The organism is Longimicrobium sp., assembly GCF_035474595.1.
In the GTDB taxonomy this organism is placed as follows: Bacteria; Gemmatimonadota; Gemmatimonadetes; order Longimicrobiales; family Longimicrobiaceae; genus Longimicrobium.
Window position 1 is genome coordinate 1 of sequence record NZ_DATIND010000090.1, and the last position, 14,268, is coordinate 14,268.

The 14,268-nt window shown below is 68.0% G+C and carries 12 protein-coding genes; 6 read left to right on the forward strand and 6 right to left on the reverse strand.

Annotated elements, in window-relative coordinates; genetic code table 11:
- Positions 1–477: 477 nt before the first annotated feature.
- Complete coding sequence (locus VLK66_RS16110; protein WP_325310473.1) at positions 478–1,449, forward strand: DMT family transporter; 972 nt, start codon at positions 478–480, stop codon at positions 1,447–1,449.
- Between the two features lie 237 nt (positions 1,450–1,686).
- Here the strand turns inward: VLK66_RS16110 and VLK66_RS16115 are convergent, their stop codons facing one another.
- Positions 1,687–2,028 (reverse strand): DUF5335 family protein, encoded by a 342-nt coding sequence (locus VLK66_RS16115; protein WP_325310474.1) that lies wholly within the window; start codon positions 2,026–2,028, stop codon positions 1,687–1,689.
- Between the two features lie 237 nt (positions 2,029–2,265).
- On the opposite strand from VLK66_RS16115, the gene VLK66_RS16120 reads away from it, so the two are divergent.
- On the forward strand, positions 2,266–4,356 hold the full coding sequence (locus VLK66_RS16120; protein WP_325310475.1) for a PAS domain S-box protein: 2,091 nt from the start codon (positions 2,266–2,268) through the stop codon (positions 4,354–4,356).
- 385 nt (positions 4,357–4,741) lie between these two features.
- On the forward strand, positions 4,742–5,605 hold the full coding sequence (locus VLK66_RS16125) for a phosphatase PAP2 family protein (protein WP_325310476.1): 864 nt from the start codon (positions 4,742–4,744) through the stop codon (positions 5,603–5,605).
- A 241-nt stretch (positions 5,606–5,846) separates the two neighbouring features.
- Here the strand turns inward: VLK66_RS16125 and VLK66_RS16130 are convergent, their stop codons facing one another.
- Both VLK66_RS16130 and VLK66_RS16135 read right to left on the reverse strand, forming a co-directional pair.
- Entirely contained in the window at positions 5,847–7,199 is a 1,353-nt protein-coding gene (locus tag VLK66_RS16130; RefSeq protein WP_325310477.1) for an MFS transporter, read from the reverse strand.
- Positions 7,200–7,287: 88 nt separating this feature from the next.
- Positions 7,288–8,892 carry a M14 family metallopeptidase gene (locus VLK66_RS16135; RefSeq protein WP_325310478.1) on the reverse strand — a complete coding sequence of 535 codons (1,605 nt, stop codon included), beginning with the start codon at positions 8,890–8,892 and terminating at the stop codon, positions 7,288–7,290.
- 223 nt (positions 8,893–9,115) lie between these two features.
- Between VLK66_RS16135 and VLK66_RS16140 the strand changes: the two genes are divergently transcribed.
- Positions 9,116–9,544, forward strand: a complete 429-nt coding sequence (locus tag VLK66_RS16140; RefSeq protein WP_325310479.1) for a hypothetical protein — start codon at positions 9,116–9,118, stop codon at positions 9,542–9,544.
- An 8-nt stretch (positions 9,545–9,552) separates the two neighbouring features.
- A complete protein-coding gene (locus tag VLK66_RS16145) occupies positions 9,553–10,173 on the forward strand; it encodes a hypothetical protein (RefSeq protein WP_325310480.1) in 621 nt (206 codons plus the stop codon).
- 71 nt (positions 10,174–10,244) lie between these two features.
- On the opposite strand, the gene VLK66_RS16150 is transcribed toward VLK66_RS16145, so the two are convergent.
- The gene (locus VLK66_RS16150; RefSeq protein ID WP_325310481.1) at positions 10,245–11,060 is read right to left on the reverse strand and encodes a 5'-nucleotidase, lipoprotein e(P4) family; all 816 of its coding nucleotides are present in this window, start codon (positions 11,058–11,060) and stop codon (positions 10,245–10,247) included.
- A 189-nt stretch (positions 11,061–11,249) separates the two neighbouring features.
- Here VLK66_RS16150 and VLK66_RS16155 point away from each other — a divergent pair, with 189 nt between their 5' ends.
- Positions 11,250–11,999, forward strand: coding sequence for a hypothetical protein (locus VLK66_RS16155; protein WP_325310482.1), 750 nt, complete (start codon positions 11,250–11,252; stop codon positions 11,997–11,999).
- A gap of 151 nt (positions 12,000–12,150) precedes the next feature.
- Here VLK66_RS16155 and VLK66_RS16160 read toward each other — a convergent pair whose 3' ends face one another.
- Together VLK66_RS16160 and VLK66_RS16165 are read right to left on the reverse strand one after the other, a co-directional pair.
- Complete coding sequence (locus VLK66_RS16160) at positions 12,151–13,098, reverse strand: hypothetical protein (RefSeq protein WP_325310483.1); 948 nt, start codon at positions 13,096–13,098, stop codon at positions 12,151–12,153.
- The gene (locus VLK66_RS16165; RefSeq protein ID WP_325310484.1) at positions 13,073–14,254 is read right to left on the reverse strand and encodes a hypothetical protein; all 1,182 of its coding nucleotides are present in this window, start codon (positions 14,252–14,254) and stop codon (positions 13,073–13,075) included. Before VLK66_RS16165 ends, VLK66_RS16160 begins: the two co-directional genes overlap by 26 nt.
- Between the last annotated feature and the right edge of the window lie 14 nt (positions 14,255–14,268).

Genomic DNA, 14,268 nt, shown 5'->3' on the forward strand with positions numbered 1-14,268 from the left:
TACGCGCGACCACGGAGGATGAAAGGAGATTGGTCGTGAGCACCGGGGCCGCGGAGTGAGCGGATCAGCCTCGCGCAGTTTGCGAGGCTTCCCGTAGTTGTTGCTGCGACTTCAGTCGCCGGTGACCGGCTGCGCGCGGAACTTTCTATTCAGGCCGGCCACACCGTAATCAGCGTCTGCGCGGTAGCTTGCAGGCCGAAGGATCCATAGCCGCGGCAGCACGTGATTCGACGGCCTGCACCGTTTTCCATGCCGGATCGGGTCCGATGCGAACTCCGGGAGAAGGACCGGTGCGTCCGACCCACTCACGTGCTGCCGCACCCACAGATCCTTCGGCCTGCCAGGTGTTGTGCCGATGCGAGTTGCGGTGTGGTCGGCCTCAGGATGACGTCCGGGCGGGTGCAGTGTGGATGCAGAAGCCGATCTCCCTCTTGCCGCGCCGCCGCCGGGGTGGGAACATCAGGCGAATGGGGGGAGATGCGGATCCACGGCGGAACGGGCGAAGTGGCGGACGAGACGGCACGATCCAGCGGGATGGAGGAAGCGCGCTCCGGGGCCGGTGACATGGTCCTGAGCGCGTTCTGCTTCAGCGTGATGAGCCTGATGGTGAAGCTGGCCGGCACGCGCATCCCCAGCCAGGAGGTGGTGTTCGTCCGCGCCGTGATCTCGCTGGCGATGGCGTACGTGCTGGTGATCCGCGCCCGCGTGGGAAACTGGGGGCACCGCAAGGGGCTGCTGGTGCTGCGCGGCTGGGTGGGGTTCCTGGCGCTGTCGTGCTTCTTCTACGGCATCATCCACCTGCCGCTGGCCGACGCCACGGTCATCCAGTACACCAACCCCGTGTGGACCGCGTGGCTGGGATGGTGGCTGCTGGGCGAGGCGCTGACCGCGGGCGAGGCGGTGCTGAGCGGCGCGGGCCTGCTCGGCGTGCTCCTCATCGCCCGGCCGACGGTGCTGTTCGGCGGGGTGGGCGCGGCGCGGCTGGACCCGTTCGCCGTGGGCGTGGCGCTGGCGGGGGCGCTCTTCTCGGCGTCGGCGTACGTGAGCGTGCGCAAGCTGAGCCGCACCGAGCACCCGCTGATGATCGTCTTCTACTTCACCCTGGTCACCGTGCCCGCCTCGCTCCCCGGCGCGCTGGCGGGCGCGGTGATGCCGCGCGGCCGGGAGTGGGCGCTGATGGTGGGCGTGGGGGTGATGGCGCTGCTCGGGCAGGTGTTCCTCACCCGCGGCCTGCAGCGCGAGCCCGCCGGCCGCGCCACGGCCATCGGCTACGCGCAGATCCTCTTCGCCGCGACGTGGGGGATGGCGTTCTTCGACGAGTGGCCGGACGCGCTGAGCCTGGCGGGCGCCGCGCTGGTGCTGGTGAGCGTGGTCGTCCTCGCGCGCCGGCGCGGCCGCCCCGACGTCCGCGCCGCCCGCGCGGAGGAGGGCACGGCGGAGGCGGTGTGATCCCCAAAATTTATTTGCAGTTACCTCTCCCAGCGGTTTTGGGAGAGGTCGAAAAATGGAGGGGAGAAGACGGCGGTTTGTCTTCTCCCCTCCATTTTTCGGGTGAGGGCCCCGCGGCGCCCGGGGACACGCGCTTCGATCCGGATGCGAGCTCGGGAGACACGATCACATTCGCGAAAAGGGAGCATCCCGGCGAGGGACACTCCCTTTTCGTCGGACCGCTGACGGGCGGTTTCTTCAGCCGGCTGCGGCTGCGTCCAGCCGGAGCAGCGTCTGCCCGCCGGGATAGGCCAGGCGCAGCACCGCGTCGCGCCCGTCGGCGGTGCGGCTCACGTCCAGCTGCGTGACCGCCTCGATGCTGTGCGTCAGGTGCTCCAGCGGGCCGCCGTCGCTCAGCATCAGCTCCACCCGGCCGTGGCGCGGCTCGAAGGCGGCGCCGCGGAAGTGCAGCTCCATCTCGGCCCACTGCGCCCCCAGCTCGGGGTCGTCCACCTCCAGGCGCGTCACGCGGCCCGCGTTGCGCCGGGAGAACTCCTTCAGCATCTGCGGCCACTGGCCGCGCTCCGCCACCGCGGTCATCGGTCACCTCGACTGCTGCGCGTTCCCCCAATCCGCGGCGCTCCCGCGGCCACGGCTCCGGATGAGGAAGATGCCACGGACCCCGTGCGGGAAAGGTCGGGCACGCCCCAACTCCGGTGTAGGGCAAAGCTCGACAGCTGCGCCACTTCCCGCCCGCCCCGCCCGCGCTTACCTTCGTCCCCGACTCCCCCGCTCGATCGCGCCCGAAACCCCGAACCATCGCCGCCCGCGACCCCGATGAGCAGCGTCCTCCCCCCCGGAACGGACGAGCTTTCGCGCCTGCTGCTGGACAGCGTGCGCGACGAGGCCATCTTCGCCCTGGACCCGTCGGGCCGCATCACCCGCTGGAGCCCCGGCGCGCGCGAGGTGATCGGCTACGACGAGGCCGAGGTGCTGGGCGCGCACTTCTCCCGCTTCTACACCCCCGACGACGTGGCGCTGGGGATCGCCGAGCGCGAGCTGCGGCGCGCCGAGCAGAAGGGGCGCTCCGAGGCCGAGGGGTGGCGGGTGCGCAAGGACGGCTCGCGCTTCTGGGGGCAGATCGTGACCACCGCGCTCCGCGACGAGGGCGGGCGGCTGGTCGGCTACGGCCGCGTGGTGCGCGACGTGACCGAGCGGCTGCGCTTCGAGGAGGCCATCCGCCTGTCCGAGGCCAAGTTCTCCGGCATCATCTCCATCGCCACCGACGCGGTGGTGTCGGTCGACGAGGAGCTGCGCATCGTCCTGTTCAACCAGGGCGCGGAGAAGATCTTCGGGTGGACGGCGGGCGAGGTGATGGGCCGGCCGCTCTCCATCCTCCTTCCCGAGCGCTTCCGCGACAGGCACGACGCGCATCTCCACCACTTCGCGCAGGGGCCGGTGGCGGCCAAGCGGATGGGCGAGCGGCAGGAGATCTTCGGGCTGCGCAAGGACGGGTCGGAGTTCCCCGCCGAGGCCAGCATCTCGCGGCTGGAGCTGCCCGGCGCGCGGCTGCTGACCGCGGTGCTGCGCGACGTCACCGAGCGCAAGCAGGCCGAGGAGGCGGTGGCCCGCGCGCTGGTGCGCGAGCAGGAGGCGCGCGCCGAGGCCGAGGCTGCGGGCGAGCGGATGCGCTTCCTGGCCGACGCGGCGGCGCGGCTCTCCGAGTCGCTGGACCGCGAGACGGTGCTGCGGACGCTGGCGCGCGTGGCCGTGCCGCTGCTGGGCGACTGGTGCGTGGTGGTCCTGCGCGAGGACGACGGGCAGGCGCGCCGCGTGGCCGCCTGCCACCGCGACCCGGAGCGCGAACCGCTGATGCAGGAGCTCACCGGGCTCCCGGTGGACTTGGCCCCGGCGCACCCGGTCGCCCGGGCGATGGAGACGCGCGAGCCGGTGCTGGTGGCCGACGCTCCCGAGGAGTGGATCGCCCGGATCGCGGCCGGGGAGGAGCACGCGCGCATCCTGCGCGAGCTGGGGATGCACGCCGTGCTCGCGATTCCGCTCGTGGTGCGCGACCAGGTGATGGGCGCGCTGGAGCTGGTGATGTCGTCCGCGGCGCGCCACTACGAGCCGGGGCGGGTGGAAGTGGCGCGGGAGCTGGCCTCGCGCGCGGCGCTGGCAGTGGAGAACACGCGCCTGTACGGCGCGGCGCAATCCGCCATCCGCGCCCGCGAGGACGTGCTGCACGTGGTCAGCCACGACCTGGGCAACTCGCTGTCGGCCATCATCATCAACACCACCGTCCTCCTGCGCACGCTTCCCGAGGAGGAGGCGAACGAGGACCTGCGCAAGCGCATCGCCAGCATCCGCGACCTCGCGCGGCGGATGCAGCGGCTGCGGCAGGACCTGCTGGACGTGGCCAGCATCGAGACCGGCCAGCTCGCGATCGAGTGGGACCTGTGGGATCCGGCCGGGCTGGCGGCCGAGGCGCTGGAGTCGTTCGCCGGGTTGGCGGGGGAGAAGGGGCTGCGGCTGGAGAGCGAGGTGGCGCCCGGGCTGCCGCAGCTGGAGGGCGATCGCGAGCGCATCATGCAGGTGCTGGCCAACCTCCTGGGCAACGCGGTGAAGTTCACCCCCCAGGGCGGGCGCGTGGGGCTGCGCGTGACTGCGGGTGGCGACGAGGTGCGCTTCGACGTGAGCGACACCGGCCCCGGCATCCCCGCCGAGCACCTGGACCGGGTGTTCGACCGCTTCTGGAAGGTGCGCAGCGCCAACCGGCAGGGCGCCGGCCTCGGCCTCGCCATCGCCAAGGGGATCGTGGAGGCGCACGACGGGCGGATCTGGGTGGAGAGCGAGGCCGGCCGCGGCAGCACCTTCTCCTTCACCCTCCCCATCCGCGAGGGAATGACGGAGATCGAGGAGGACGAGTAGAACGGGTTGATGCTGCATCCTCCGTCACCTCGAACATCCTCCGTCACCCTCCGCCGCGACGCCCGATGACGTCATCCTGAGGCCGGCCACGCCGCAACCTGCGTCCACGCAAAGGCTTGGCAGGCCGAAGGATCTATCGCCCGTCCAGCACGTCGGCCTGTCGAGACGCACGTCAGCCGGCACATCTCCCATGATCGAAGCCCCTTCTCCGCGACTCGTCGGAGGAGGGGCTTCATCGCTTTCCGGCATCCCCGGAGCGGTTTCGCGCCGGGGCCTTCATCTCCCTGTGCCTTTCCCCCGACAGCAGGAGAAGCGGGAAGCAACGGCACGCCTCCGCGAGCCGCAAGTTCCGCCGAGGGTATGCTTTGTGCGCCGCGGACGGGCGATGAGCACACGATCCGATCCCGTTCCCGGCGACCGCCGGCAGGACCCCCACCGCGCGAGCGGGGCGGCGGCCGACGCGCGCTTCCGCCTGTTCCGCTGGGTGGGCGAGCACGTGCGCGGCTTCCACGCGGCCGTGGGCGCGCTGCTGTTCGTGGGGTTGGCCATCATCCTGGTCTGCGTCACCCTCTTCGCCGCGCTGGCCGACGAAGTGATGGAGGGCGACACGCTCCCCTTCGATCGCGCGGTGCTGCTGTGGATGAACCGGCACGCCACGCCGCCGCTCACCGGGCTGGCGCTGGACGTGACGGCGCTGGGCGCGGGGACGGTGGTGTGGCTGGTGGTGGTGGTGTCCAGCGTGTACCTGTGGGCCAGCCGGCACCGCTGGTCGGCGGCGCTGCTCTGGGTGTCGATCCTGGGGTCGGGACTGATCAACACCATCATGAAGCTGTTCTTCCAGCGCGAGCGGCCGCACCTGTTCCCGTGGCGCGTGCCGTACGCCGGGCTGTCGTCGTTCCCGTCTGGGCACTCGATGACGTCGATGGTGTGCTATGCCACGCTGGCGTACCTCATCGCGCGCCTGGTCCCGTCGCGGTTCCTGCGGCGCTTCACCATCGGCGTGGCGGCGCTCATCATCGTGCTGATCGGGCTGTCGCGGATGTACCTGGGCGTGCACTACCCCACGGACGTGGCGGCCGGGTTCATCATGGGGCTGGCGTGGGCGTCGTTCTGCGCGCTGGGGCTGGAGGCCATCCGCTTCTTCCGCCACCGCGAGCCGCAGGTCGCCGCGCAGGAGCAGGACCTCGACGCCACCGCCACCGACGGCCCCACGGGCGAGGACGAGGAGCGCGCACCGGAGGCCGCCTGAGAGCGGATGTGCGGAGCCGTCGGAACCCGGCCCTGCAGCCATTCGCCACCGGCGGCTGAAGCCGCGGCAACAACCACGGGAAGCCTCGCAAACCGCGCGAGGCTGTTCGGCTCGGAAGCCGGCTCCGGCGGTGAAGGACGCCTCCCTCTCACCATCCCGGGATGCGCGCGGCGATTAAGAAAAGCGGGCCGCATCGTGTTTCGATGCGGCCCGCTTTCGTTTCTGTGGATGGAGATGCCGCTCACGTCGCGGCGACGGCGACGCCCTCCTTCTTCTCGGGGGCGGCGGGCTCGTCCTCCTCGCGGCGCGGGCCGATGCCGAAGCTCAGGAAGAAGGTGCCGAGGACGAGCGCGGCGCTGGTCCAGAACGGATACCCCGTCCCCATGTGCTGGAAGGTCCATCCGGCCAGCAGCGGGAACAGCACGCGCGCCGCCCCGCCGTAGCTCTGCTGCACCCCCATCATCACCCCCCGCTCGCGCGGCTCGATCACCTGCGACAGCAGCCCGGTCACGCAGGGGAAGGTGAACGCCGTGCCCAGCGGCAGCAGGGCGATCACCAGCGCGAACACCACGATCCGCGGCTCCATCGACACGCCGAAGGGGAGCGCCACCGGCCACCCGGTACGGATGGTGGCGGTGAGCGGGATCAGCCCCAGCCCCAGCACCAGCAGCGCCTGCCCGATGCGCGCCAGCCGCGCCTCGCCGAAGCGGTCCACCGCGGGCCCCAGCAGGAACGCCCGCACCAGCACCGAGATGGCCCCGTTCCAGGCGAAGAAGTAGCCGATGGTCTTGTCGGTGATGCCGAAGCGCACCGCCAGGAACAGCGCCAGCACCGCGGTGAAGCCGGAGAAGGCGCCCATCGCGATGGCGTAGATCCAGATGAGCCGCGGCGCCGGCTCGCCCGGGTGGGTGAGCACGTTCAGCGTGGCCGCGGCCGGCTTCACCACCGCCACCTTCGACTCCTGCATGGCCGGGACGTGCGACTCGCGCACGAACATCCACACGAAGCCGATGTTGGCCGCGCAGAGCACGGCCGCCAGCACCCCCGGCGCCCGCGCGCCGTAGAAGGCCAGGCTCAGCGACCCCAGCGCCGGCCCGATGCTCACCCCCAGGTTGGTGGCCGCCGAGAGCCACCCCAGCGCCCGGGCGCGGTCGCGCGGCTCGGTGCTGTCGGCCACGTACGCCTGGATCACCCCCACCGTGCCCCCGCCCGCGCCCTGCACGATGCGCGAAAGGAAGAGGAGGAGGAGGTAGAACCCGGCCGAGTGCCCATGCCCGCTGGGCAGGCTGGCCCACGCGAAGATCAGGTACGCGGCGACCGACGCCGTGAGCGCGGTCAGCAGCACCGGGCGCCGGCCGTAGCGGTCCGAGAAGCGCCCCCAGAGCGGCGCGCTCAACAGCTGCGCCAGCGAGAACGAGGAGATCAGCGCGCCCACCACGAAGCCGCCGGCGCCCAGCCGCGTGGCCACGAACGGGAGCTGAGGGACGATCATCAGCAGCCCCATCATGTCCACGAACGCGGCGAACATCAGCGCGGTCAGGTTGCCGCGGCCGTTGCGCCTGGTGCGTTGCTCTTCGCTGATAGCCGGTGCCACCCGAATCCCGGGTTCGTGAGGAGAGACAAAGGTTCTGCGGAACGTACCCGCGCCCGCCGGGCCCGTCAATCGACCGCGCCCGGCCGCGTCACCTCGGGGGCGACGCGGCCGGCGCCGGCTGGCGGAGGATGGGGTAGACGGCGGCGTCCTTCAGCCACGCGTCCAGCAGCCCCCAGGTGGCGAACCCGTCGTCGGAGCGCGGCTCCAGCAGCGTGAACGCCAGGCGCCCCAGCGGCTGGTCGGCCGGCACGCGCAGCCATCCGCCGGCGGGACGTGCATCGGACACCCGCCACGCGCCGAAGATCCGCCGCTCGCGGTGCCCCTCGCTCTCGCTCCGCGCCGTGGCCGCCGAATCGATGCGGAACGCCTCCACCGCTCCCGTCACGGAGGCGACGCGCTCGAAGCGGATGCCGTGCGCCGCCAGCCGCTCGGCCACGTCGCGCAGCGTGTCGGGAACGAGCCAGGCGGCGGGGGCGCGCTCCGTCTCCGCCGCGTCGTAGGCGGTGAACTCGGGCATCCGCTCGGGGCGCACCACGTCGCGGCGGCGCCACATCACCTCGCCACTGTAGGGGTTCCGCTCCTCGCTCACCTCGCCCATCAGGATCGGGTTCGGACCCGTGCGCCGGAGCCGCGCCGTCACCGCCAGCGTCGTTCCCACCACCGAGCGCCGGTCCGCCTCCACGGTGACGCGGCGGATCCGCGAGGCGTTCTGCGCGGCCCAGTCCAGCACCTCTTCCACGAAGCGCTTCTGCACCTCCACGCGCTCGCGGAAGGTGAGGTACGAGTAGGTCTCGCTGAGGATGCCGAAGCGGTTGCGCAGCCCCCAGTAGTGGTTGCTGAAGCGCGGCCGCCAGTCGTACGTGTACCACCCGCGCTCGGCGCCCGGCCCCGCCGCCCACGGACTCTCCGGCGCGGGCACGTTGCCGTAGTCGTGGAAGTCGTACCCGTACTTCCGCTTCGCCGACGCGGTGACCGCCGGGAGCCATTCGTCGCGAAGAATGGAGACGATGGCCGGGTCGGTGTTGGGATGCAGCGGCGGCGCGAAGGTCAGCTGGTACGCGTGGAGAGTGCCGTCGGTGGTGTGCAGGTCGACCAGCACCTGCGGGTCGTACGCCTGCATCAGCAGCGCCTGCGACCGCGCCTCGGGCGTCTCCAGCTTGCTGAAGTCGCGGTTGATGTTGAGCCCCTGCGCGTTCGGCCGCGTCCCCATCCCCGCGACGGGTCCGTGCTGCTGCGGCCGGTTGTTCAGCGCGATGCGCTCGTTGCCGTCGGGGTTGAAGATCGGGGCCACCAGCAGCACCAGCGAGTCCGTCCACGCCCGGTGCCGCCCGGCCGCGATGTCGCGCAGGATCTCGAGCAGCGCCTCCTTTCCCTCCACCTCGCCCGCGTGGATGTCGCCCTGCAGGTAGACGACCGTCTTCCCGCTCGCTCGCACCGCGGCCGACGACGCGTCCCCGGGCGTGCCGGCGACGGCCAGCGGGAGCGCCCGCCCCTCCCACGAGTACCCGAACGTGGTCAGGTGGATGAGCGGCGACGCGCGCCCCACGGTGTCCAGGAACGCCAGCACGTCCGCATACCGGCTGGTCTCGCGGAAGTCCGTCCGCTCCGCCCGCGTGAGCGGCCCGCCCTGCGCCGCCGCGGCAGTGGAGATCGCGGAAAGGAGGATCGGAACCAGCAGCAGCCGTCTGCGCATCGTCGTGCGGGAGCGGAGGGGGATCGGGATGCGATCAGCGATGGGACAACGTACGGCATGGCGATGTGGGCGCAACAATCTCCCCCACTTGCCCGTTTACTCCGGGTGTGTTTATCTTCCCCGGTGTACAGATGATACGGGTGGTCAAAGCGGACGGGACGCTCGCGAATCCCGTGATCAGATGGGCCCGGGCTCCCCGCCCACCGGGTTCTACGTCCGCTGCGTGCACGACCGGGTGGTCTACCGGCGCGAGGTGATGCGGACGCCGATTCGCACACTGGCCGCGGAGATCAAGATCTCCAAGAGCGCGGTCGACGCATTCTACAAATCCCGGACGTATCCTGGAAAAGTCTGGCCCAAGCTGAGGGATTGGTACATGGGACAGCGAGAGAGACAGCTCGACGATTACCAGACCCCGCCCGAGAACCACCTCCTGAGCGCCCTGCATACGCTCAGCACCTTCCCGCGCGAGCGTCGCGCGGAGGCAATGCGGGTGATGGCGGAGAACTACAGATCGCTGAACCAGGCGATGGGACTGCCGGTACCCGAGTGGGTCGGGATGCTCTCGGAGATGGCCCGGCGCGAGCAGATCTCCGGGCCCAGCGACGAACCCGAACTTCGCATCCCTCTGCCGCGGAAGCCGGACCACTGAGCGACCGAATGCAGACCGCCCTCGCCGAATCCGGCGGGGGCGGTCTGCGTGAGGACAACTTCACCCACTTGTCCGTTTACTCCGGGTGTGTTTATCTTCCCCAGTGTACAGATGATACGGGTGGTCAAAGCGGACGGGACGCTCGCGAATCCCGTGATCAGATGGGCCCGGGCTCCCCGCCCACCGGGCCTTACGTCCGCCTCGTGCACGACCGGGTGGTCTACCGGCGCGATGTGATGCGCACGCCCATCCGCACGCTGGCTGCGGAGATCGGCATCTCGAAGAGCGCGGCCGACCACTTCTACAAGCATCGGTCGCCCGAAAAAAACTGGCCCAAGCTGAGGGATTGGTACATGGGACAGCGAGAGAGACAGCTCGACGACTACCAGACCCCGCCCGAGGAAATTCTCTTCAGCTCTCTGCACACCTTCGTTACCGTGCCGAAGGGCATGCGCGGGGAAGTGATGCGTGACGTGGCGGAGAGCTATCGTTCCATCTTCCTGAAGCACCGTCTCCCCGTTCCGGACTGGGTGATGCTGCTGACGGATACCGCGCAGCGGGAGCTGAGCTCCGGGCCGAGCGACGAGCCGGACCTCCGCGTCCCATCGCCGCCAAAGCCGGAGCACTGAGCGACCGAACGCAGACCGCCCCCGCCGGATCCGGCGGGGGCGGTCTGCGTTTTCATGCGACGGCGTTCCGCTCACTGGAACGGGCTGCTCTCCCACGAGCCGTACATGGGGTTGGGGAGAAGGACCCAGCTGCGGCCGAACTCGGCCAGCGCGGAGGGCGGCTGGGTGAGCACCGCCTGCGACAGGCCGGGGAAGTCCTGGATGTTGTCGCCCACCCACATCAGCACTTTCAGCGGCGGCAGGCTGGTGCCCGTGCCCGTGCGCACCTGCCCGAAGCGCGGGTTCTTGTCGCTCTGCCCCTGCACGCGGCAGAGCACCACGTCGAACGCGATGGCGACCCTGCGCAGGTTGTCGCGCGTCTGCGGGCAGACGTCGTCGTCGCGGTTGGTGACGATGGCCACGCGCCCGCCCAGCTCGTGCACCAGCCGCGTGAACTCCGCCGCGCCGGGGGTGGCGGGCGCCGCCTCCTCGTTCACCCACGCCGCCCAGCTCTCGCTGGAATAGCCCTGCCCCTGCGGGTTGCGGCGGAACTGGTAGGTGGAGTTGTCCAGCACCGTCTCGTCGGCGTCCATGACCACCGCCCAGGTGCCGCGGCGCTCGCCGGCCGCCAGCTGGCGCAGCCGCTCGCCCGCCCAGCGGTAGGTCTGCACGAACAGGGCGGTGCGCTCGGCCGAGTTGCGCCACCAGTGGATGGCGCCCACCGCCCCCGTCGGCGGGATCGGCGCCTGCAGCCGCGGCGGATTCTCGGGGATGGGCACGGGGTGCGGCGGCCGCGGCTCGCGGCGCTGCTCCGCGGGCGCGGGCGCCGGTGCGGGCGCGGGCGGCGGCGGCGGCGTGCAGGCGGACGCGGCTGCGAGGAGCAGGAGGAGGGAAGCTCGGCCGGTCATGGCGGTCTCCATCTAGGTCGTGCGTGCGTCGGGATGTCGGCTGACGGAGGATGCACGGGCCGCGCCGGAGCCGCATCTCTCCGCATCTCCCACTCTGTCCGGCCGGGCTTGTTCCGCGCCGCGGCGGGGCGATACGTTGCGGTCTTCCGACGTACTCCTGGTTGACCCATCCGCACCCAGCCGACCGCGATGATCCCGAGCCGATCCGCCGCCCTCTGCGCCGCGCTGCTCCTGGCCGCCTGCGCGCCGGCCGCCACCCGCCCCGCCGCGCCGATCCGCGACCCCGAGTCGCTGATCCGCGCCATGCACGACCGCTACCCCAACTGGTACCGCAACCTGGCCTTCACGCAGAAGACCACGCAGCACCGCGGCGACTCGACGGTGGTGCAGACGTGGAAGGAATACGGGAAGATGCCGGGCCGGCTGCGCATCGAGACCGACCTGACGGGGAACAACGGGGTGATCTACGCGCGCGACAGCCTGTACGTGGTGCGCAACGGCCAGCTGGCCATGAAGCGCGCCGAGCGCAACGCGCTGATGGTGCTGGGCTTCGACGTGTACGCGCAGGACCCGGCCACGTCGATCCGCATCCTCACCGAGGAGAAGTTCCTCCCCGGCACGCTGCGCACCGACACCTGGGAGGGCCGCCCCGCCTGGGTGGTGACGGCGACGGACACCACCGGCGGCAGGCACGAGTTCTGGGTGGACGCCGAGCGGCTGCTGTACGTGCGCTCCGTAGAGCCCGGCCCCGGCGGGCAGACGCTGGACGTGCGCTTCGAGAACTACCAGCCGCACGGCGGGGGATGGGTGGCCGAGCGCGTGGACATCCGCATGAACGGCCGCACGGTGCAGATGGAGGAGTACTCGGACGTGCGCACCGACCTGGAGATCCCCGAGACGGCGTACGACCCCGCCACCTGGAGCGCGCCGCGCCCGTGACGGATAGATCTCTCCCGGACGAGAGGACACGGAAGAACCCTTCTCCGTGTCCGCTCGCGTGTTTTCTGTACGAGCCCAGAGAATTGTCGGAGAACACAAAGGTAGAGCAGCGTGGCTTTCGCCCCGAGAGAGGAGTTCGTTTCCACGGCATTCACGTGTCCAATGGCAACTCTTCTTGAATCGTAAACGGGTCTTCGCCTTTGAATTCCGATCCCGTCCGTAAACGGTTTACGAACCGGCGCTGAAGAGAGGTGAACCGCTGAAAGATTTTCGATCGTGATGTAGCCCCGAACTCCAGCGGGTTATTGTGTATCTGGACGGTGTTCCAGTTTTGTTGAATCTGCAAGAAAGGTTTGTACTCGGAGGTTGCAGCGGCCAATAACACCTTCCGTACCTTCAAGAGTATATCGTTTTGACCTTTGGGGCCAATTACAGACCACGATGCTTCACACGTTCGGGCGCAGAGATCTCGGAGCTGAATTTCCGGAATGCGCTTCGTCATTAGAGCAAGGACGTGCGGTAGTACGATATCGGCCACCTCCCACAGCGCGGACTCAGCATCGATCGGGATAAAGCTGTTAGGAACCGTGTCCCAATCGATAAAGAGACCCGTGGTAAAGTGATTGTTCAAATCCTCGACATGTAACGAGTTATGCACCAGTCGTAGACCCTTGGGTGTCTTTACGATCAGGGCAAAGTTGTATGGGCCTCGATCAATCCCGATCTGAAGAGAGGTTGTGTATTTTTCATCTCCATTGACCACCATGCTACACGTTTCGAGCGCGCTTAGAGGAAAACCCGACCGACCAAGGACTTCGGTAGTGACCTCACTGTACCGCGCCAATTGGTCTGCTTCTGTGTTCTTTCCCGATTTTATTTCTAGTATGAGAGTGTTGTGAGTTATAGAAGAAGTCAGGATCAGTTCTGGGCATATAGTAATCTTACGCTGATCAGCCGTGAAAAACGTTATCGTCTTCTCAATAGCAACGTCACGATATCCAAATACGTGGAGCACTCGCGGTAATCCAACGACACCGCGAGACATTCCGATCCACGCATTTAGAAGCAGCCTGTTAAAACTCGAAGACGCTTCTTCCATCTCCATCCTCTGCCTTGATTAGTGCGTCGTAATGATGTTGGAGATTCGTGTACAGTCGAATTATAGTATTTCCACAAGCATCAGTTGGCAAATACACCCGCATATACTCCGGGGTAAGTTCGAACCTCATGTTGCTTCCCACGTGTAAATCGATGGCTTCCACAGTATAAAAGCGACTATTCCGAACTACTGGAACACCCCATAGTCGGAATGGCTCACGAGCAGAAAAAAGCCCGCTGCAGAACAAATCAAGATGCTTAATCGGTTTGGCGAACAAGAAATTTAGGGGCTCGCCTTGGAGTGTCGGTGTGCCTTCATTCAGAACCATCCTGAGTGGATACCGCGCCTCTACCTTTCTTATAGCGGTCGAATATACATCTACGATGTGATTGACCAGACCCAAGTGGGTCGAGAATGAGCCGCCCCGGGCAGTGATCTTCCCATCGTACTTTACATCTTGAAGATTGCTTCGATCCCCGCCATCTCCGTCTACACGAATCCGAATCTTTGAGAGAGTAGTTGCATTAGGGAGGGAGTCCTGTGCCCTCAAGGCACCGAGCACCTGTCGCGCGCTACTCCCCCAGAACTGCATACGAAGAACTTCTATCGGGGCTTCGGGCGTATCAAAGTCGACGTCCCTCAGCACGCGACGGTCGTATGCCAAGCCCAATCCGCGTAGCGGGCCAATCGATGAGAGTTTCTCAAGGAGTTGTGACGGCATCCAAGCGCGGTCGAGCTCCGTCCCAGCGGAAAACATCGCGCTGACGAAAGGCCCCAGAGCTTGGCTAGAGCTCATTGAGTGCAAGAGCCAAAAGCGTGGATTGGAAACGTCCAAGTATGCTGTCAGCGAACGCTTCCCGCTATGCCCCTGAATGGTAAACAGTTCCGCATCGTCGCTTTCATAGAGAGTTGCATCAACAGAGAGTTGCCGCTTCCGGGTCTGGAAGAGACTCAGCGCAAAATCGTTCGCCTGTGTTTGGGTTGCTCCGTCGGGAATAGCAGCCTCAACAATATATGTCTTTACGACAGTACTGTCGGCGTCTGACTCTGGCCCGCGGAGCGTACGCGCAAAGCCGGGCTCCCGCATCGCATGCTCAAGCATGGAAACGAGATCAAGACGTGAGAGCACCCGGAGATTTGCGTCCATCTCGGCCATGTTGAAAGTGCGCA

Excerpts from the sequence above, each read along its gene's own strand:
- VLK66_RS16110 (WP_325310473.1), top strand. The coding sequence starts at position 478 with ATGCGGATCCACGGCGGAACGGGCGAAGTGGCGGACGAGACGGCACGA.
- VLK66_RS16115 (WP_325310474.1), bottom strand. The coding sequence starts at position 2,028 with ATGACCGCGGTGGCGGAGCGCGGCCAGTGGCCGCAGATGCTGAAGGAG.
- VLK66_RS16120 (WP_325310475.1), top strand. The coding sequence starts at position 2,266 with ATGAGCAGCGTCCTCCCCCCCGGAACGGACGAGCTTTCGCGCCTGCTG.
- VLK66_RS16125 (WP_325310476.1), top strand. The coding sequence starts at position 4,742 with ATGAGCACACGATCCGATCCCGTTCCCGGCGACCGCCGGCAGGACCCC.
- VLK66_RS16135 (WP_325310478.1), bottom strand. The coding sequence starts at position 8,892 with ATGCGCAGACGGCTGCTGCTGGTTCCGATCCTCCTTTCCGCGATCTCC.
- VLK66_RS16145 (WP_325310480.1), top strand. The coding sequence starts at position 9,553 with ATGCAGACCGCCCTCGCCGAATCCGGCGGGGGCGGTCTGCGTGAGGAC.
- VLK66_RS16150 (WP_325310481.1), bottom strand. The coding sequence starts at position 11,060 with ATGACCGGCCGAGCTTCCCTCCTCCTGCTCCTCGCAGCCGCGTCCGCC.
- VLK66_RS16155 (WP_325310482.1), top strand. The coding sequence starts at position 11,250 with ATGATCCCGAGCCGATCCGCCGCCCTCTGCGCCGCGCTGCTCCTGGCC.
- VLK66_RS16160 (WP_325310483.1), bottom strand. The coding sequence starts at position 13,098 with ATGGAAGAAGCGTCTTCGAGTTTTAACAGGCTGCTTCTAAATGCGTGG.
- VLK66_RS16165 (WP_325310484.1), bottom strand. The coding sequence starts at position 14,254 with ATGGCCGAGATGGACGCAAATCTCCGGGTGCTCTCACGTCTTGATCTC.